Origin of the sequence: Methylocaldum sp. GT1BB, from assembly GCF_051027545.1 — a bacterium.
Lineage (GTDB): Bacteria > Pseudomonadota > Gammaproteobacteria > Methylococcales > Methylococcaceae > Methylocaldum.
This window is the reverse complement of sequence record NZ_CP194902.1, coordinates 4459044-4477383: the sequence shown is the minus strand read 5'-3', so window position 1 is coordinate 4477383 and position 18340 is coordinate 4459044. Positions and strand designations below refer to the sequence as shown.

General features: G+C 55.3%; 15 protein-coding genes. 7 read left to right on the top strand and 8 right to left on the bottom strand.

The features are described 5' to 3' along the window. On the bottom strand, positions 1 to 1905 hold the full coding sequence (locus ACR2TX_RS21295) for a cytochrome c peroxidase (RefSeq protein ID WP_434130664.1): 1905 nt from the start codon (positions 1903 to 1905) through the stop codon (positions 1 to 3). 184 nt (positions 1906 to 2089) lie between these two features. Between ACR2TX_RS21295 and ACR2TX_RS21290 the strand changes: the two genes are divergently transcribed. Further along, the gene (locus tag ACR2TX_RS21290; protein ID WP_434130663.1) at positions 2090 to 4555 is read left to right on the top strand and encodes a glycogen/starch/alpha-glucan phosphorylase; all 2466 of its coding nucleotides are present in this window, start codon (positions 2090 to 2092) and stop codon (positions 4553 to 4555) included. 81 nt (positions 4556 to 4636) lie between these two features. Here the strand turns inward: ACR2TX_RS21290 and ACR2TX_RS21285 are convergent, their stop codons facing one another. From ACR2TX_RS21285 to ACR2TX_RS21270, 4 genes are all read right to left on the bottom strand, one after another. Then, entirely contained in the window at positions 4637 to 5107 is a 471-nt protein-coding gene (locus tag ACR2TX_RS21285; protein ID WP_077730423.1) for a hypothetical protein, read from the bottom strand. Positions 5108 to 5352: 245 nt separating this feature from the next. Continuing rightward, complete coding sequence (locus ACR2TX_RS21280) at positions 5353 to 6225, bottom strand: carbon-nitrogen hydrolase family protein (protein ID WP_434130662.1); 873 nt, start codon at positions 6223 to 6225, stop codon at positions 5353 to 5355. A 246-nt stretch (positions 6226 to 6471) separates the two neighbouring features. Continuing rightward, positions 6472 to 7077 (bottom strand): GNAT family N-acetyltransferase, encoded by a 606-nt coding sequence (locus ACR2TX_RS21275; RefSeq protein ID WP_077730425.1) that lies wholly within the window; start codon positions 7075 to 7077, stop codon positions 6472 to 6474. Between the two features lie 10 nt (positions 7078 to 7087). Then, on the bottom strand, positions 7088 to 7498 hold the full coding sequence (locus tag ACR2TX_RS21270; protein WP_077730426.1) for a ketosteroid isomerase-related protein: 411 nt from the start codon (positions 7496 to 7498) through the stop codon (positions 7088 to 7090). A 324-nt stretch (positions 7499 to 7822) separates the two neighbouring features. On the opposite strand from ACR2TX_RS21270, the gene ACR2TX_RS21265 reads away from it, so the two are divergent. Both ACR2TX_RS21265 and ACR2TX_RS21260 read left to right on the top strand, forming a co-directional pair. Further along, the gene (locus tag ACR2TX_RS21265) at positions 7823 to 8599 is read left to right on the top strand and encodes an MBL fold metallo-hydrolase (RefSeq protein ID WP_077730427.1); all 777 of its coding nucleotides are present in this window, start codon (positions 7823 to 7825) and stop codon (positions 8597 to 8599) included. Beyond that, entirely contained in the window at positions 8596 to 10770 is a 2175-nt protein-coding gene (locus ACR2TX_RS21260) for a putative bifunctional diguanylate cyclase/phosphodiesterase (protein ID WP_434130661.1), read from the top strand. The genes ACR2TX_RS21265 and ACR2TX_RS21260 overlap by 4 nt, the downstream gene beginning before the upstream one ends. Before the next feature lie 33 nt (positions 10771 to 10803). On the opposite strand, the gene xseA is transcribed toward ACR2TX_RS21260, so the two are convergent. From xseA to ACR2TX_RS21245, 3 genes are read right to left on the bottom strand one after another with little or no spacing between them, the layout of a single operon-like run. Then, positions 10804 to 12168, bottom strand: coding sequence for an exodeoxyribonuclease VII large subunit (xseA, locus tag ACR2TX_RS21255; protein ID WP_077730428.1), 1365 nt, complete (start codon positions 12166 to 12168; stop codon positions 10804 to 10806). 36 nt (positions 12169 to 12204) lie between these two features. Further along, positions 12205 to 12579, bottom strand: a complete 375-nt coding sequence (locus ACR2TX_RS21250; protein WP_240502519.1) for an RNA-binding S4 domain-containing protein — start codon at positions 12577 to 12579, stop codon at positions 12205 to 12207. A gap of 53 nt (positions 12580 to 12632) precedes the next feature. Further along, a complete protein-coding gene (locus tag ACR2TX_RS21245) occupies positions 12633 to 13007 on the bottom strand; it encodes a rhodanese-like domain-containing protein (protein ID WP_077730430.1) in 375 nt (124 codons plus the stop codon). A gap of 282 nt (positions 13008 to 13289) precedes the next feature. Between ACR2TX_RS21245 and rimP the strand changes: the two genes are divergently transcribed. Genes rimP through rbfA form a run of 4 tightly spaced genes read left to right on the top strand, consistent with a single transcriptional unit; the run spans position 13290 to position 18339 of the window. After that, positions 13290 to 13742, top strand: coding sequence for a ribosome maturation factor RimP (rimP, locus tag ACR2TX_RS21240; RefSeq protein WP_077730431.1), 453 nt, complete (start codon positions 13290 to 13292; stop codon positions 13740 to 13742). Positions 13743 to 13758: 16 nt separating this feature from the next. Next, positions 13759 to 15264 carry a transcription termination factor NusA gene (nusA, locus tag ACR2TX_RS21235; protein ID WP_077730432.1) on the top strand — a complete coding sequence of 502 codons (1506 nt, stop codon included), beginning with the start codon at positions 13759 to 13761 and terminating at the stop codon, positions 15262 to 15264. A gap of 29 nt (positions 15265 to 15293) precedes the next feature. Continuing rightward, positions 15294 to 17942 carry a translation initiation factor IF-2 gene (infB, locus tag ACR2TX_RS21230; RefSeq protein ID WP_086134393.1) on the top strand — a complete coding sequence of 883 codons (2649 nt, stop codon included), beginning with the start codon at positions 15294 to 15296 and terminating at the stop codon, positions 17940 to 17942. A gap of 31 nt (positions 17943 to 17973) precedes the next feature. Further along, entirely contained in the window at positions 17974 to 18339 is a 366-nt protein-coding gene (gene rbfA, locus ACR2TX_RS21225; protein WP_086134392.1) for a 30S ribosome-binding factor RbfA, read from the top strand. Position 18340: the final 1 nt, after the last annotated feature.

Sequence of the window (18340 nt, the reverse complement as noted above, 5' to 3'; positions counted from 1 at the left end):
TCATCGTTGCGCTTGCTTGTCCAGAGGATCGCCGACCGGCGCGGCGAAGGCATCGGAAACGATGGCCGGTACGTTACTGCCCGTTAGTGATTGCAGAAATGCGACAAGAGCCTTGATTTCCGTCGGATCGAGGTTCAAGGGCTTAATCAGCGGATCGAGATTTTCGTTGGGAACGCCGCCTCGATTGTAGAACTCGAGAACTTCCTCTAGCGTGGAAAGAGAGCCGTCGTGCATGTACGGCGCGGTCAACGCGATGTTGCGTAAGGCAGGCGTTCGGTATTTCCAACGGTCTTTAGGGTCTTGGGTGATTTCGTAAAAGCCGAGATCGTTTGGTTTGGGCTCGCTGACGGCGGCGAGGATGTCGGCGTCGATTTCGAGGGTAACTCCCGGTGCCGCTTGGATTTTCTGCTTTGGCTTATCGTTGGCCATGGCGGCACGGAAGCCGATGCCGGTATTGTGCATCTGCTGATCGGCGAACAAGGCGTGATCCTTGGCGATCGTGTGGCACTGGGAGCAACCGGCCTTGCCGGTGAACAGTTCGAACCCGAGACGCGCTTCGGCAGGCAGCACGTCTTTTTTCTTTCCGAAATACCAGCGGTCGAAAGGCGAATCGGCCGAGTTCAAGGTTCTTTCATAGCTAGCTAAAGCCATGCCTATGGTTTCCATCGAAGGGCCGCGCTTGAAGGCTTTTTCGAAAAGGCCGGCGTAATCGGGGAGGCCCTGGATTTTATCGACCACGTAACCGACCGAAGGAGCCCCCATTTCGTTGTTGGCTAACAGAGGCCCCCAGACTTGCTGTTCCAAGCGGCTCTCGCGTCCGTCATGGAACAGACGTTTAAGATAAGCCACGTTATAAATCGTCGGCGAGTTGCGGCGTACCGTGCGCCCTTCGATGCCGACGGCAGTCGCCTGCTCGTTGCTGCTGAAGCCTTGCTCCGGAATGTGGCACATGGCGCACGAGAAGGTGTTGTTCAAGGATAGACGACGATCGAAGAACAGTTTTCGGCCCAGTTCGACTTTGGCCGGGGTCATCGGATTGTCCCTCGGCGTTGGAACCGGGGGCAGGCCCAGGGGAGGGCGCTTGGCGTATTCGACCAGGTTGGTTCGCTGGCCGGAGCGCTCCGCGAGAGCGATGGACCGGGTGGCGAAATCGGCTGCCTCGTAACCCGTCTTATTGTCGCCGCTGCCGAGAAAAGCGACACGGCCGGCGGGTGGTTGCTGCGTCGCGACCGTCGATTTTTCCGCCAGGAGTGTTTTTACATCGTTCACTAGCGTGTCGGGATGCAGAAAAGAGACTGTGTAGATATTGCGTATTTGCTTTTCCCGATCGATTAGGAAGACTCGGAGAACATGGGAGAATGTGCCGAGGAATTTTCCATCGGCGTCGAAATCTTTTTGGATGGATTGACCGTAGGCGGTCAGAATCGGCTGGATTTCCTGCTCCGATCGGGTTGTCAGAAAGCGCCAGTCCGCATCTTTGGCGAAAGCTTTTCCGTAGTGAGCCATGACGTCCGGGGTGTCATGCTGGGGGTTGAAACTCAAGGTGATCAGACGCAAGTGCTTGAAGATTTCCGGCTCTTGTTCGAGACGGCGCTGAATCTTGTGAAAGACGGCGGTCGCGAGAGGACAGCCGTTGACATCGCTACAAGTGGAATAGATGAAGCTTAGAAGGATCAGTTTGTCGCCGTACAAGCCATGCAAATCCAGCTCGTTCCCGGTACTGTCCAAGACCTGTCCATTGGACGCTTCACCCAGCGCGGGCAAGACATAGGTGCCGGGCGCGGGTAATTCGAAGGCCAGCGGCTTGTAGCCCGGTGCCAAGGGTTTTTCCGGCTGGGCGGCGTATGCCGGGCCGAGCGAAGTGAACAGGCAATAGATGATGGGCGCCACATAGCGGATATTCATGAGACGTAACCGGAGTGCTGAATGATCGTAAACTAAAGAGGGGCTAAACCGTTCTTATTTTATGTGGACGCACTTTGCGAGCACGTCTTAGACCGCTCGCGGTCAAAAAATTCGTCGGGCCGGTCGTGCACCGGTCCAAACCGATTGGATAGGATAACATTCGAGCTCAAGGAGCCTACGGGCGATGACGGTATCTCAAGATCTATACGAACTCTTAAATCCCAAAGACATTCCTTCGCTAAAGCGCGCTCTGGTCAACCGCCTGATTTACTCCATCGGCAAGGACCCGGTCGAGACCCAGGAGCGGGACTGGTTTTTCGCGTTAGCGTATGTCGTACGGGATCTTCTCACTCTGCGCTGGATGGAGTCCATGCGCCGGTACTATTTGCAGGATGCGAAGCGGGTTTATTACCTGTCGATGGAGTTTCTGATCGGCCGGGCCCTAGGGAACAGCTTGCTCAATATCGGATGTTATGACGAATTCAAGCAGGTCTTGGAAGATGTCGGGCTAAGCCTGGAGGAACTAGCCGAGACCGAGGAAGAAGCCGCCTTGGGCAACGGCGGATTGGGGCGTCTTGCGGCATGTTACCTCGATTCCCTCGCCACGCTCCAGCTTCCGGGATTCGGCTACGGGATACGTTACGACTACGGAATGTTTTCGCAGCGCATAGAAGACGGGTATCAAATCGAGCATCCGGAAAACTGGCTGCGTTATGGCAATCCCTGGGAGTTCCCCCGGCCCGACGTTCTTTACCGCGTACAGTTTCGCGGGCATGTCGTGGAATATCGGGATGTCGACGGGCTGGTGCGATATCGATGGACCGATACGGAAGACGTGATGGCCATGGCCTACGATATACCCGTTCCGGGCTATGGCGGCGAAACCGTCAATAACCTGCGCCTTTGGGCGGCGAAGGCTTCCCGTGACTTCGAGTTGAAATATTTCAACGAAGGCAATTACATCAAGGCGGTCGAAGAAAAAACCCAGTCTGAAAACCTGTCCAAGGTGCTGTATCCGGACGATACCACGCAAATGGGGCGGGAGCTGCGGCTCAAGCAGGAATATTTTTTCGTCAGCGCATCGCTGCAGGACATTCTGAAAAGCTTTTCAACCGATCACCGCGACTTTTCCGAATTGCCCCGGGAAGTGGCCATTCAACTCAACGACACCCACCCATCGGTCGCGATTCCCGAATTGATGCGTATCTTGGTGGATGAGCATCGCGTTCCCTGGGACGACGCTTGGGACATTACCGTTCGGACCTTTTCCTATACCAACCACACGCTGCTGCCCGAAGCCTTGGAAGTCTGGTCGGTGCGTTTGTTCGAGGAGCTGCTTCCGCGCCATCTGCAAATCATTTACGAGATCAATCATCGCTTTCTTAAGGAGGTCAGTGAGCGGTTTCCGGGCGATACCGGACTGCTCCGTCGGGTTTCGATCATAGATGAAGATCGGGGAAGACGGCTCCGGATGGCCCACCTTGCCATCATCGGCAGCCACAAAGTCAATGGCGTGGCCGCGTTGCACACCCAGTTGATGAAAACCACGATATTCCGGGATTTCGAGACAATTTTTCCTGACCGGTTCGTGAACATCACCAACGGTATCACGCCGCGGCGTTGGCTGAATCAGGCCAATCGAGGTCTCGCCGCGCTGATCACGGAATCCATCGGCCCCCACTGGGTGACCGATCTGGAGCGGCTACGAGAACTTGCGCCTTTGGCGGACGATGCCGAATTTCGCGCGCGGTTTCGAGCGGTCAAATCGGCCAATAAGGCGCATTTGGCGGCGCTCATCGATGAACGCCTGAATATTCGGATCGATCCGACAAGCCTGTTCGACGTACAAATCAAACGCATGCACGAATACAAGCGCCAACTGCTCAATGTTCTGCATGTCATCACTCGGTATAACCGATCGCGTTTCGGGTCCGCGGGCGACGCCGTGCCGCGCACGGTCATTTTCGGCGGCAAGGCTGCGCCGGGTTACCACGCGGCCAAGCTGGTCATAAAGTTGATCAACGATGTAGCGAAAGTGATCGCCCAGGACCCGGCGATGGATGGCCTTTTGAAAGTGGTTTTCGTCCCCGACTACAACGTGTCTCGCGCGATGGAAATCATGCCGGCGGTAGAGCTGTCCGAGCAGATTTCGACGGCCGGAATGGAAGCTTCGGGCACCGGCAATATGAAGATGGCGGTTAACGGCGCGATCACTATCGGCACTTTGGACGGAGCGAATATCGAGATTCGGGAGCGAGTGGGCGAGGACAATATTTTCATTTTCGGGCATACCGCCGAGCAGCTCGGCGAACTGCGCCGAAGCGGCTATAACCCTTGGAACTATTACCACGCCAACAAGGAGCTGAAGCTCGCGCTCGAGATGATTTCGACGGGGTATTTCTCGGCGGACGAGCCCGATCGGTTCAAACCCTTAGTCGACTCTTTGCTTCGAGAGGGAGATAGGTTCGCGTTGTTAGCGGACTATGAGTCGTATATCGCTTGCCAGGAGGAAGTCGATCGCTTGTATCGCGATCCCGAGATGTGGACGCGAAAAGCGATTTTGAACGTCGCTTTTTCCGGTTGGTTTTCGAGCGATCGCGCCATCGAGGAATATGCGGAGCGAATCTGGGACATACCCACCCGCCGGTAAGTCTAGAACAGCGAAGGTGCCCGCCGCCGGCAGATCGCCGTCGTCCATTCGGCGAACTGGCCGGTTCTAGGATAGGGGCGATCAGGCTGTAGTCAGACCTTCCTCGTCGGACGCTTCGGTGTGCGAAGCGTCGTGGACGCCTTCGTGCCGTCCTTCGAATGCCTTCCTGGCCGCTTCGGCGCCATCGCGTACGCCTTCTTCCATTGCACTGTGCGCGGGAAGCAGGTTGGCGACCATCAATGAGCCGAAAACCACGCCATAGCTCAAGTAATAGAAACCCGAATACACGCCTTTGTGAATCATGCCGCCGACCTCCGGAATGAGTTCGGCAAAAGCCGAACGTGCGTGTTCTGCGCCTTCCTTGATGGCTTCCCCGAAGCCTTCTCGGGCGCCTTCTGCCGGTTCGGTAACCTTTTCTGAAATATATTCCGGGCGCTCGCCCACGGAACCGGTAGTGGGCTCTGCAGCGGCTTTCTTAACGCTTTCGGAAGCCGGCTTTTTCTTGGTCTCCGCAGTATCCTCGGCGTGCTTTGAGGGTTGCTTCTTTGCCATAGTCGTTCTCCATCTCGAACGAAGAAGAAGGAATGTGAGAGATTCCGGTCGGAATGCCAGTGGGACGATTATATCGCCATAGCGCAGTTACCGGGATGTGTTCATCAAAGACCAGAATTCCGACGATTAGTTCGACCGGTTTGCCACAAGGGCGGGGGTGAGTCGGAAGTCTTGGGATTACGGAGACTCGCAAGACCTTTCGACGGAGCAAGCGCCGGATGAGCGGCGCTTGCTCCCGATCTTTATCAGACGTAGCGAAACTGGCCTGGCCAATCGCGGTAATTGAACACCTGTCCGGTTTGCCGGATGTGGGCTATCGAAGCGAGATCGATTTCGGCGTAAACCCACTGCGCTTGATTGAGCTCGCCGATGGCGAGTATTCCGTTGTCCGGATAGCCGTAATCCACCGGCGTGTAGACCGCGGCGGCGCCGATATTGACGTCCACCGCTTCCGACCACGGCGCCTGACCCACCGTGGGCGATTGCACGACATAGCATTGGTTCTCCAGAGCGCGTGCCTGGCAGCCGATGCGGACGCGGTGATAGCCCGCCAGTGTGTCGGTACAGCTCGGCACCAGAATCAAATCGGCACCGGCCTCAACCTGCTTGCGAGCGATCATCGGGAACTCGCTGTCGTAGCAAATATTGATGCCGATCCGTCCGAATTCGGTATCCAGCGTCTTGATTTCCTCGCCGCCGGTAATCAGCCAGTGTTCGTTTTCGAACCGGGTCATCTGAAGCTTGTCCTGATGATCGGTCGTTCCGTCCGGCCGGAACAGAAACGACCGATTCCGATAGCTGCCGTCCTCCATTCGGACGGGAAAGGAACCGGCCACGATATGGACGCCGTGTTGTTCCGCCATGTCGGAAAACAGCATCACGAAATCCGGCAGCAGAGTCTGCATTTCGCTCAGTTGTTTGGACAGCGATTTGTAAACTTCTTCCGGGAAAAGGGACGCGAGCTCCATGCTGAAGTACTCCGGGAACAGCAGCATCTTGGCGCCGTTATCCGCGGCGTCGGCGACCCAGCGGGCGATTTTGGCGGAATAATCGTCCCAGCTTTTGAGAAAGCCGATGTTGTATTGCGCGGCAGCTAAAAGGAATGCTTGAGATGGCATCAGGTGTTTTCCTTTAACCTAGAAACGGCGGTTGGACGTGCCCGAGTGTGCGGCGGGCGGGACGGATGGCAAGGCGCGGCGATGCGGCGGGGAGTCTCCCGCAAAGAGGAGCAACGCCGCCAGGTGGCCCGCCCGCCGTGCAGTCGGGTGCGTAGCGGCGTCACCCAAACGGTCAGGCAGAAAAAAGCTAGGACGATTAGAAGTCATCGGACTTTCCCGGTTCATCGAAGCGGTCAACTGCTGTTTCTAGGTTAATGGCTTGAGCCAGAAGACCATGGGTTTGGGCGATTCGATTTCCTCATCCAGGTCTTTCCACGTGTATGTGGTCGCCAATTCCGGATGCTTGGTATAGCCGAATTTGCTCCAGATCCGGTCGAGCGGGACGTAATCCGCGGGGCGACGCGGATGATTTTCGGGGCGCTGCACGCAGCAGAAGCAGCTCCAGTCGAATCGGCCAAGAGACCGGGCGTGGCCTTCCCGTTCCTCGAAGAACTTGGGATAAATGCCTTTACCGCGGTAGTCCTTCAGCAATACCGATTCCCCGCAATAAAAAATTTTCTTCGGGTCGTAACCGTGTTCCACGAAGGGCTTCTGAAACTCTTCGGTTTCATGTTCCATCGGAATTCCGGTCGTCGCGCCCACCACTTTATCGCCGTCCAGCACCAGCACGATCACACTTTCCGGCGACCGCGTATAGGTCTGGAGGTATTTCTCCTCGTACTCGTAGCTTCCGTCGTAGAGATATGGAAAATCCCGGAATACTTCGATTCGCAGTCGCGCCAGATCAGGCAAAAACGGCTGCAATTCCGGGTCTTGGCCGGTAAAGCGCTTGATGCTGATCGAGTCGGTCATAGCCTTAGCCTTAGCCCTTTTCGACTTGGGCGATCCAGTCCTGCAAGTTGTAGTAATTGGTGATGCGCGCCACCTTGCCGTCGCGGATGTCGAAGAACGCGCCGGCCGGAAGACGATATTTCTGGCCTTTGGCGGGCGGCAAGCCTTCGTCGGTCACCAGATATTCGCCGAGAACCACGAATTCCGCAGCGGCCCGTTTGCCGTCGTCGCTGGTCATGATGACCATGTCGACCAACTGTTCCTTGTAGTTCCGATTCATCCGGTTCATGAACTCGCGAAATGCTTCTTTGCCGATTTCCCGCTGTCCTTGGTTGATGTCATGGATAACATCATCGGTAAGCAGGCTTAGAAACGTATCCATGTCTCCGGCGTTGAAAGCAGTGTAGTACTTTTCGATCAGTGCTTGGCTCTCTTTGTTCATGGCAAATTCCGCTAAAGGTTGATGTCGTTCCGGATCGCATCCGGGATATATAGGAAAAAATGTAAACTCGCTAGTTTAATCGATCTTGACTGGAATATCGATGAGGCGAATCGATTGTTTGTAGTCGCTTATTGCGTTTGTAAGAAAAGGCTTACAGAAAAATTTTCATTTAAATGATACGGTTTTTCTGCCCTTCAGCCAGGTATCGTCGTGGATTAGCGTACGATTCGGAAATGTGCTCTAAAATAGTGCTCCAGGGAAGCGAGTCACGTGATACTAAACGGACATCCACAACGGAATAATAACAATAACAAGAGGTTAGCCGTGCGAAACGTTACGTTGTTCAAAACGCCGGAGCATCGGTTCATTTTGCTAAACGAGAGCGAACCGGGCGAAGAAGAAGGTATCCGTTCCAATCAGTATCTGGTTCTCCATGATGGATATGGAGTCTTGCTCGATCCAGGTGGTTTTGGGGTTATGCCTGGGGCGCTCACCGAATTGCTTCAATATCTTGAGCCTCGGGATTTACGCGCCATCATTTTGTCGCACCAGGATCCCGACATCGTGGGTGGACTTTCTACTTGGTTAGAGCTCACCGCGGCCCCGGTATATGCTCCTCGCATCTGGCTCCGCTTTCTTCCGCACTACGGCATCAGGGATTTGAGCCGCTTCGTTCCAGTACCGGATGAAGGTATGTCATGTGCTTTTTCGCCGGGCTTTGAGTTGAAATTATTGCCGGCACATTTCTTACATTCCGAAGGCCAGCTCAATGTTTATGATCCGATCGCCAAAATCCTATTCACCGGCGATATAGGAGCGGCGATGCTTCCAGAGCATTTGGCATACGAGTTCGTTGATGATTTCGCGAGTCATCTCCCTTATATCGAAGGATTTCACCGCCGCTACATGTGTTCGAACCGAGCTGCCAGGTGCTGGGTAGATACGATTTCAGGCCTGGAAATCGAAATGTTGGCTCCCCAGCATGGGCCGATTTACCGGGGCAACGCTGTAAGGGATTTTATCGGCTGGTTTTCGAATTTGCAGTGCGGGATCGATCTCATGGAAAAAGGAGGACGCTTTCCTAAGGACACGCAATTATGAATTTGATGGCCAAAACCATCCCCGATTCTCTCGACCCTCAGCGTGGAATGCCATCGCAGCTCAATAAGCTGCGCAAACAGGTGATGGAGCAGTTATCCTCGCTGCTCGAAAGTCAAACCCGGACGCAGATGTTCGGCGCCACGATTCGAGCCATGATAGAACGCGTCCACGCTAGCGTCATTGCCGATCTGGAAAGCCATACCCCGAGATCTAAAATCATATTGCAGCACTGCAGTAAATTGGATCGCAGCTTGAATCTGCTGGCGGACGAAAGACAGCGGCAATGGCATCGAAACGGAAAGTACATACAGGAAGTTTTGAGGGAGTTCAGTCAGACCATGGATCTTTTGGCTTCGACGCTGGTGGAGAAAGAATTGTTCGAGCGCCAGAGCCAAGTGTTGGAGCAAATCATTTTTTCCCATGAGCGTGTGACGCATTGGGATGAGTTCGTTCAGGAAATTCTTGTCGGTTTCCGCAATATCTTTCCTTTTGATTTCTTTTTCATCGCCTTTCTCGAAGATCACGGCTTATCGCTGTTTTTCTATTACTTCGGCTCGTATTCCGATCAAATCAAATGTTCGGTCAAGGAGCGACTAATCGGGGAAGCGATCGAAAAGCTCAAGCTGCCTCCGGATGCGGCGGTCGAGATCGAAGAATATCAGGTTGGCGGTGACGCAAATATCATTGATCTAGACGATATCAGAACCCTTGCCGTGATGATGCCTGAATATGCGCCTCAGCTCGCGGGATTGCTCGGGGTGGTTTACTCCTCAGCAACGCCGCCGGATGCGCAGGAACTCAGCATGATCCGTTCTTTGCTGTCGGTAATGGTTATGGTGGTTGGTTCAAGCAAGTCGCTGGGGCACACATTGGATGAGCTGGAATACTATTCCGAGCACGATCCGCTCACCGGACTTTGCAACCGGCGACGGTTTACCGAAATGTTGGATTACGAAATCGAGCGCTCTGCGCGGCACGGGCATGAGTTTTCGATCTTGTTGCTCGATCTGGATAATTTCAAGGACATTAATGATTCGTACGGCCATCCCGCTGGCGACAAAACGCTGGTTCAAATCGGTGAATGCCTGCACGGTTATTTACGCAAGGGCGACATTGCTTTCCGCATTGGCGGGGACGAGTTTGCTGTGATTCTGCCCGAGACGCCGCCATCGGGTGCGCTGAGTGTGGCCGAGTCGCTGCGGGAGCGGCTGCGCGGAATGCGACTCGAGGCACCGGACGGACGCCAGTTCTATATCACCACTTCGATTGGTCTGGTCAGTTATCCGAAGAACGGGAAGGATGCCGTCGACTTGATCGCTGGCGTGGACATGGCCCTCTATCACGCCAAGGGAATGGGCAAGGACGAAGTATCGACGCTTGAATCGGCGGACGAATCGGTAAAGCTGAGCCGTCACAGCCGGATCTATGCAGAAGAGCTTCGGCAAGCCCTGAGCGAACACCGCATCATTCCTTATTATCAACCGATCGTTGATTGCCGAAAGGGGACATTGTTCGCTTACGAAGCGGTTGCGCGCCTCATCAAACCCGGACGAGAAGTCGTGTCGGCCGGGGTATTTATAAAGACAGTTGAAAAATACGGATTGGCTCGGGAATTGGATAGGTCCATTCTGACGGATGCGTTTTCCGCCGCGAGCGCGTTAGTCGAAGCGGACGACCCCTTGCCTCGCTTGTTCATCAATTTATCGGCTCAAGAAATGCGAGAACGTGGAATTCTCGGGTTCGCGGAGGAGCTGTGCGATCGCCTCGGTTTTCCGCCGAGTCGTGTCGTCTTCGAAGTCATGGAGCGGGAAGCGATCGGCGACATGGCTCATATGCGTAAGTTTCTGGCCAAGTTGCGGCGTATCGGCTTTTCCTTCGCCCTGGATGATTTCGGGAGCGGTTACAACTCTTTCCATTACCTGCGGGAATTGCACTTCGAGTATGTCAAGATCGACGGCGAGTTCGTGCGCAACATCTTGAATTCCCGCATCGATCGGGCGTTGGTGGGCAATCTCAGTCGTCTTTGCCGCGATCTCGGCATTAAAACCATTGCAGAGTTTGTCGAATCCGAAAACACCTTGGCGGTTCTTCAAGACATGGGAATCGATTACGTCCAAGGCTTCCATATCGGAATGCCGCTGCCTGATTTTGTACCGAAGCCTGGCGTATAAAGGTGATAGCTTCCTCCTGATCGCCGCCATTTTTCAGGATTTTCGCGCCTCCTCGATTCGGCTGATCAGGATGCCGTCCGCAAGCCGGGTCTCCATGCTTTCACCCGGCTGGATATCGCGATAAGAGCGCAGAATTTCTCCCGTGTCCTGTTTGTAGGCGACAGCATAACCGCGTGTCAGCGTCGCCAAAGGGCTCACCGCGTGGAGGTGCTCCGCGAGGCCGGAGACATGCTGATCCTGCTTTTCGAGAGCCCGCTGAATCGCGAGACAAAGGCGTTGGTAAATCTGACATCGTCTTTCTTCGAGCATCTGTAGGCGCTGTTGGGGCCGGTGTCTGGACAAAGCAGCGAATTGTGTCCGCAGTCGCACGTCCAGATTGGACAGCGAATTTCTCGTTACTCGCTTGAGTTGGAGGTCCAAACGATCCAATCGCTGGCTTTGGGTTTGGAGGCGTTTGCTGGGATGTTCTTGCTGCAAGCGTTTGCCGAGAACGCGCAGTGTATTTCGATCGCGTTCGAGCACCGCTTTCATGCGGAGGCAAAGCTGCTGCTCGATCCGTTCGAATCGGGCCAGCAAGGCGGCGCAATCGGGCGTTACCGCCTCCGCGGCTGCCGACGGTGTCGGCGCGCGCAGATCCGCGACGAAATCGGCAATCGTGGTGTCTATCTCATGCCCGATCCCCGTAGCCACCGGCGTCTTGCATTCGAAAATCGCGCGGGCCACGATTTCTTCGTTGAACGCCCATAAGTCTTCCAGAGATCCGCCGCCGCGGGCCAATATCAGGACATCGCACATCTGTAGCCGATCCGCCGCGGCGAGGGCCTTCACGACTTCGAATTTAGCTTCGGCGCCCTGTACCTTAACCGGGAAAATGATTACGGGGACCGAGGGGTAGCGGCGCCGGAGCACGGTAAGAACATCATGGACGGCTGCCCCCGTCGGCGAAGTAATGACGCCTACGCATTGCGGCAGACTCGGGATCGGCTTTTTGTGCTGGGCATCAAATAGTCCTTCGGCCGCCAAACGCTGCTTTAAAGCCTCAAACGCGCGCAACAGTAGGCCGTCGCCGGTTTCTTCCATGTACTCGACGATCAGTTGGAAATCGCCGCGCGGTTCGTAGAGGCTGACTTGAGCCTTGATCAGCACGTGATCGCCGTTCTCCGGCTTGAAGTCGAGGGATCGGCTCTGTGCACGGAACATGGCGCAGCGAATCTGAGCCTCGGTATCTTTCAGACTGAAATAAATATGCCCGGAAGAGGGGGTCGAGAGATTGGAGATTTCACCCTCGATCCAGATGCTGCCGAAGCAGTCGTTGAGCAGAAAACGGGTTTCCCGGTTCAGTCGCGAGACGGTGTATACGACCTCCGGCCGAGGAGCGGGTTTAGACGACATGGTCATCGTGGTTGAAAGGCGATTCAGAAAATCTACGCGCCACTATTCCGGGCCGCGCTTGAATCGGTGGATCTGGCGCCGCTCCTTCTTGTTCGGCCTGGTTTCCGGTTGGAGGGAAAGCGACCGTTCATCGCGTCGCCTGTCGACTTCAGCCTGCCGGCGCGTGATGCTTTCCGGAGTCTCTTCGTAAAGCAGCACTGCTTCGGCGGCTGGACGACGCTGGGACGATAAAGCTTGAACCGTAATATCCCAAATGTATTGATCCTTGCTGATTCTAAGCTTTGCGCCGACGCCGATTTCCTTTCCGGGCTTCGCCCGTTGTCCGTTTAGATGCACTTTGCCCCCGTTGATGGCATCTATGGCCAGCTGGCGGGTTTTGAAAAACCGGGCTGCCCACAGCCACTTGTCGAGGCGCATTCGCCCTTCGGAAGCCGAGCGATCGTCTCCATTACGACTAGACGCCATAAGCTTCAAGAAGCGGGAGGCGTTTCCACCGCTTGGCCGGATTCCTGCCAAAGTTTAAAGCCGCCCGCGAGGCTGACGGCGTTTACGTAGCCCAGCTTTTTGAGTGCCTCGGTCGCCAGAGCCGAACGGCCGCCGGTCTGGCAGTAGACGAGGATGTCGGCGTCACGCCGATTTTGAAACGTCGGGTGGCTGTCGATCTTGAACTCCAGTACGCCGCGCGGAATGTTTACCGCGCCAGGCAAGGCGCCTAGCGTGAATTCCGCCGGTTCCCGGACATCCAGAACCAGTGCTTTGCCGATTAGGGCTTTAGCTTCTTCAGGATTGACTTCTCTAATGTGTCGCTTCGCTTCGGCGACCAAGTCCATCGGAGTTAAAGGCATCGGAATTCTCCTCTCTTTATCGTGTCTCTTTATGGTACGCCCGCGGTTATTAATTGGGTATAGGCAATCGGTGCCCGCGTATGATAACGGGAGTTCCACATTTAGTTGTTTGTGTGGTAACATGCGTCTATAAACAGCGGGTTACTTTAAGAGTGTGTGATTAGAGTCGCCCCGCTTTGATAAGGTATGCCCCATAGGGGCTTTTTTAGTTTTTAAAGGGAATAACAAAACAAGAATGGGCCATTGCGCCCATTTTTTGTGAGTGAAATTTACGAGGTCGCAATGAAGCCGCAGGAGCGTTTGGCGGGTTTGATTGAGCCGGTCGTTAGCGGCTTGGGATATGAACTGATAGACATAGAGTTCGACGCCCACCGGCGCGTGCTCCGAGTCTACATCGACAGCGAGTCTGGCATCACTCTCGACGATTGCACGAGGGTTAGCTATCAACTGAGTGGCGTACTCGATGTGGAGGACCCGATTCCCGGTCGTTATCAGCTTGAAATTTCGTCGCCAGGTCTTGACCGGCCGCTTTCCAAGTTGGAGCACTTCGTGCGCTTCAAGGGTAGTCTGGCCCGTTTGCAGCTCGCCCGGCCCATCGATGGGCGGCGCAAATTTAAGGCTTACCTGGCAGGCGTGGAAGGCGATTACGTTCTAATTCAAGAGGGTGGCGAAACTTTGCGAATTCCATTTGAATCAATTGAAAAGGCGCGCCTGGCGCCTGAGTTTGGTAGTTAAATCTAAGGACGACGCGATGGCGAATAAAGAAATCTTGTTGGTGGTGGATGTCGTATCCAATGAGAAAGACATCGATAAAGAGGTCATTTTCGGCGCCATAGAGGATGCGCTTCGCACCGCAACAATCAAGCGCCACGACAACAAAATCGACGTGCGCGTCGCGATTGACCGGAAAACCGGGGGCTATGAGACATTCCGTCGTTGGCTGGTCGTTGACTCCAATGCGGACTATGAGGCTGGCGTCGAAAACCCGGATATCGAGATTTCCTTGGACGAGGCACGAAAGATTCGGCCCAATATTCAGGTTGGCGACTATATCGAACAGCCCATCGAATCCATTGAATTCGGACGCATTGCGGCGCAGACCGCCAAGCAGGTTATTGTACAGAAGGTGCGGGATGCGGAACGCCGGAAAGTCGTCGATGCCTACAAGAACCGGGTCGGCGAGCTTGTGACCGGCGTCGTCAAGCGCGTCGAGCGGGGCAATGTCTACCTCGATCTGGGCGGTAACGTCGAAGCCTTTGTTCCCAGGGACGAGATGATACCCCGCGAGGCTGTGCGGTCCGGCGATCGTTTGCGGGGCTATTTGAAAGCTGTACGCCCGGAGTCTCGGGGGCCTCAGTTGTTCGTCAGTCGCACGGCACCCGAACTTTTGATTGCATTATTTAGGCTGGAGGTTCCGGAGGTCAGCGAAGGGGTCATTGAAATCAAGGGGGCTGCTCGAGATCCCGGGGTTCGTGCGAAAGTGGCCGTAAAGAGCAACGATCTACGGCTAGATCCGGTGGGCGCATGCGTGGGTATGCGCGGTTCCCGGGTCCAGGCGGTATCCAATGAGTTAGCCGGTGAGCGTATCGATATTATTTTATGGAACGAGAACGACGCTCAATTCGTGATTAACGCGATGTCGCCGGCTGAGATCGTCTCGATCGTGGTCGACGAGGACAAGCATTCGATGGATATTGCCGTGGCGGATGAAAACCTGTCTCAAGCCATTGGGCGCGGTGGACAAAACGTGCGACTTGCATCGGAGCTGACCGGATGGACGCTCAACGTAATGGGCGCTTCCCAGGCGGAAGCCAAGAATGAGCTGGAGACGGCCAAGCTCATGCAGTCGTTCATGGAACAGCTGGACGTGGACGAGAGCGTCGCCGAGATTCTGGTTAGAGAGGGATTTTCGACGGTTGAAGAGTTGGCTTACGTTCCAGCCAAGGAGCTATTGGAGATCGAGGAGTTCGACGAAGACATCGTCGAGGAGCTACGAAATCGAGCGCGCGACGCGTTGCTGATCAAGGCGATCGCCAACGAGGAAGAATTTGAATCTTCGGAGCCTTCCAAGGAGTTGCTGGAGATGGAGGGAATGGACCGTGAAACGGCCTTTCGTCTTGCTGCGCGAGGTGTGAGGACAATAGAGGACTTGGCCGAACAATCGGTCGACGAATTGCTGGAGGTTGAGGGTATGGACGAAGCTAGGGCTGCGCGTTTGATCATGACGGCCCGCTCACCGTGGTTTGCTGAAGGTTAAGAGGATTTGACAGGGCAGGGGCTGAAAGAATGAGCGATGTGACGGTACGGCAACTTGCCGATGTGGTCGGCATTCCGGTAGATCGACTGCTTACGCAGTTGGGCGATGCGGGTTTGGAAAAAAGCGACGCGGACGATGTTCTCAGTGATACTGAAAAGCTTCGATTTCTGAGTTATTTGCGGCAGAGCCACGGCAGAAGCGAGGGGGAAATGGCAGAGCCGAAGCGGGTAACGCTGCAGCGGCGCACCGTTAGCGAGCTTAAGCAAGGCAAGATTCCCGGCAAGGGCGTGAAGACCATCAGCGTAGAAGTCCGCAAGAAGCGGACCTATGTCAAGCGAAGCGAGCTTCCGGAGCTGAGCGAACGTCGCACTGAGGTGGAAAAGGCGCGGCAGGCACTCGAGGACCAGCAGAGAGAACTTGAAGCCCAGGAGGCTTTGCGCGCTCAGCAGGAAGAAGTCCGTCGTAAGGCTTTGGAAGAAGAAGAGAGAAGGAAGCGCGAAGAAGCGGAGAGAGCCGCCGAGCAACAGCGTTTGCTCGAAGAGGCTAGACGAGCGGAAGAAGAGAGGCAGCGGGAGGAGGCTCGACGTCTGGTCGAAGAGCAGCAGCGTACCGAAAAAGCAGTGAGTGTGGAAGAGCGTGAGCCGCCCGCACCCGCGGCAGAAATACCTGCGCCTAAAAAACCGGTCGTTCCGCCTGTGTCGGCCGAGCGGGAAGAGGTGGAGCTCCCACGTCATTTAGAGTCAGAAGCCAAACGTGCCAAAAAGAAGCCGGGCGTTGAACGTCCTAAAGGCCGAAGCGAAGGTGCTCGTGAGCCCTTTGGTCTCGATGACGCAAGAAAAGATAAAAAGAAAAAGCTTAAAGTCACCAAAGGCCCTGTTGCATTTCCGGAAGCCCGGCACGGATTTGAGAAGCCAACCGCCCCGGTGGTGCGTGAGGTCGCCATTCCCGCATCCATTACGGTATCGGATTTGGCCCAGCGGATGTCCATTAAGGCGACCGAAGTCATCAAAACGTTGATGGGAATGGGAGTGATGGCCACCATCAACCAAGTACTCGATCAAGATACCGCCACTTTGGTGGTCGAAGAGTTGGGCCATAAGGCCATACCGCAGGTCGAAAACGCTCTGGAGGCCGAGATTATGGCTACCATGTCGGTGGCTGAGGAGATTGAGCAGTTGCCGAGAGCTCCGGTGGTAACCATCATGGGACACGTCGACCACGGCAAGACTTCATTGCTCGACTATATTCGCAAGAGCCGCGTCGCGGCCAGCGAGGCGGGTGGCATTACCCAGCACATCGGCGCTTATCAGGTCAAGACGGATCACGGCGCGGTGACTTTCTTGGATACGCCTGGCCATGCCGCGTTTACGGCGATGCGTGCACGCGGTGCCAAGGTCACGGATATCGTGGTGCTGGTGGTCGCTGCCGACGACGGCGTGATGCCGCAAACTCGCGAAGCCGTGGAGCACTCCCGCGCCGCCAATGTTCCCCTGGTCGTGGCAGTCAACAAGATCGATAAACCGGAAGCCGATCCGGATCGAGTAAAACAAGAACTAACCGGGCTCAATGTGGTCCCGGAAGAATGGGGTGGGGACACCCAATTCGTGAGTGTTTCCGCCAAGACCGGTCAGGGTATCGACGCATTGCTCGACGCCATTCTCGTGCAGGCTGAGGTTCTTGAGCTCAGAACGCCTTTCGAGATACCCGCAAGCGGCGTGGTATTGGAATCGAAGCTCGAGAAAGGGCGAGGGCCAGTGGCAGACATTCTCGTGCAGCGTGGACAGTTGAAGAAGGGCGATTTTATCCTGTGCGGCATGGAATTCGGGCGTGTCAGGGCCATGTTCAACGAAAATGGCAAGCCAGTGAAAGAGGCCGGACCGTCGATGCCCGTCGAGGTGCTGGGGCTGTCGGGCGCGCCGAACGCCGGCGATGAATTCATCGTCGTTGCCGACGAGCGTAAGGCGCGTGAGATCGCCTTGCATCGTGAAGAAAAACTGCGTGTCAGTAAATTGGCGGCGCAGCAGGCGACCAAGCTCGAGGATGTCTTCTCGCGCATGGAAAGCGGCGAAAGCGTGGATCTGAACCTGATCATCAAGGCCGACGTGCAAGGCAGTCTTGAAGCGCTGAGAGCGTCGGTGACGGACCTTTCGACTGATAAGGTCAAAGTGAAAGTCATTGCCGGTGGTGTCGGCGGCATCAACGAATCCGACGCCAATCTTGCTTTGGCGTCCAACGCGATCATCATCGGATTCAACGTCCGTGCCGATGCGGGTGCGCGCAAGATCATTGAGGAGCGGGGCATCGATTTACACTATTACAGTGTGATTTACGATGTGATCGACGAAATCAAGAAGTCCATCAGCGGGATGCTGGAACCCGAGTTCAAGGAGCAGATCGTCGGCGTTGCCGAGGTTAGGGACGTGTTCCGTCATCCGAAATTCGGTGCTATCGCCGGCTGCATGGTGCTGGACGGCCACGTAAAACGGAATCTGCCGATCCGCGTGTTACGAGACAACGTGGTGGTCTTCGAAGGGCAGTTGGATTCTCTGCGCCGCTTCAAAGAGGACGTCGGCGAGGTCAAAGCGGGCATGGAGTGCGGTATGGGCATAAAGAACTACAACGACGTCAAGGTCGGCGACCAGATCGAAGTGTTCGAAAAAGTGCAAGTGCAACGCTAGACGATTCAGTATCGAGACGGTCTAAGTTCATATGCCGAGAGAGTTTAAACGGAGCGACCGGGTTGCCTCGCAGCTCCAAAGGGAATTGGCGGATCTTATTCGGACGCAGGTAAAAGAACCTCGCCTTGGAATGGTTACCGTGAGCGATGCCGTAGTAAGCCGTGATCTTGCTGTAGCCAAAGTTTTCGTGACTTTCTTGGGAGCCAAGGAGCCGGCCGAAAAATGTGTGGCGCTCTTATCGACGATGGTCCCGATGCTGCGTCGCGAACTGGGAAAGCGCCTTCGCATCCGTAATATGCCCGAGATCCATTTCGTCTACGACGATTCGATCGAGCGCGGCATGCATATGGATGCACTCCTGGATCGGCTGCATGAAGAGCCGAAAAGCGGCGAATAGG

Bases quoted from the DNA above. Each gene is read 5' to 3' on its own strand.
- ACR2TX_RS21295 (WP_434130664.1), bottom strand. From the start codon at position 1,905: ATGAATATCCGCTATGTGGCGCCCATCATCTATTGCCTGTTCACTTCG.
- ACR2TX_RS21290 (WP_434130663.1), top strand. From the start codon at position 2,090: ATGACGGTATCTCAAGATCTATACGAACTCTTAAATCCCAAAGACATT.
- ACR2TX_RS21285 (WP_077730423.1), bottom strand. From the start codon at position 5,107: ATGGCAAAGAAGCAACCCTCAAAGCACGCCGAGGATACTGCGGAGACC.
- ACR2TX_RS21280 (WP_434130662.1), bottom strand. From the start codon at position 6,225: ATGCCATCTCAAGCATTCCTTTTAGCTGCCGCGCAATACAACATCGGC.
- ACR2TX_RS21275 (WP_077730425.1), bottom strand. From the start codon at position 7,077: ATGACCGACTCGATCAGCATCAAGCGCTTTACCGGCCAAGACCCGGAA.
- ACR2TX_RS21270 (WP_077730426.1), bottom strand. From the start codon at position 7,498: ATGAACAAAGAGAGCCAAGCACTGATCGAAAAGTACTACACTGCTTTC.
- ACR2TX_RS21260 (WP_434130661.1), top strand. From the start codon at position 8,596: ATGAATTTGATGGCCAAAACCATCCCCGATTCTCTCGACCCTCAGCGT.
- xseA (WP_077730428.1), bottom strand. From the start codon at position 12,168: ATGACCATGTCGTCTAAACCCGCTCCTCGGCCGGAGGTCGTATACACC.
- ACR2TX_RS21250 (WP_240502519.1), bottom strand. From the start codon at position 12,579: ATGCGCCTCGACAAGTGGCTGTGGGCAGCCCGGTTTTTCAAAACCCGC.
- ACR2TX_RS21245 (WP_077730430.1), bottom strand. From the start codon at position 13,007: ATGCCTTTAACTCCGATGGACTTGGTCGCCGAAGCGAAGCGACACATT.
- rimP (WP_077730431.1), top strand. From the start codon at position 13,290: ATGAAGCCGCAGGAGCGTTTGGCGGGTTTGATTGAGCCGGTCGTTAGC.
- nusA (WP_077730432.1), top strand. From the start codon at position 13,759: ATGGCGAATAAAGAAATCTTGTTGGTGGTGGATGTCGTATCCAATGAG.
- infB (WP_086134393.1), top strand. From the start codon at position 15,294: ATGAGCGATGTGACGGTACGGCAACTTGCCGATGTGGTCGGCATTCCG.
- rbfA (WP_086134392.1), top strand. From the start codon at position 17,974: ATGCCGAGAGAGTTTAAACGGAGCGACCGGGTTGCCTCGCAGCTCCAA.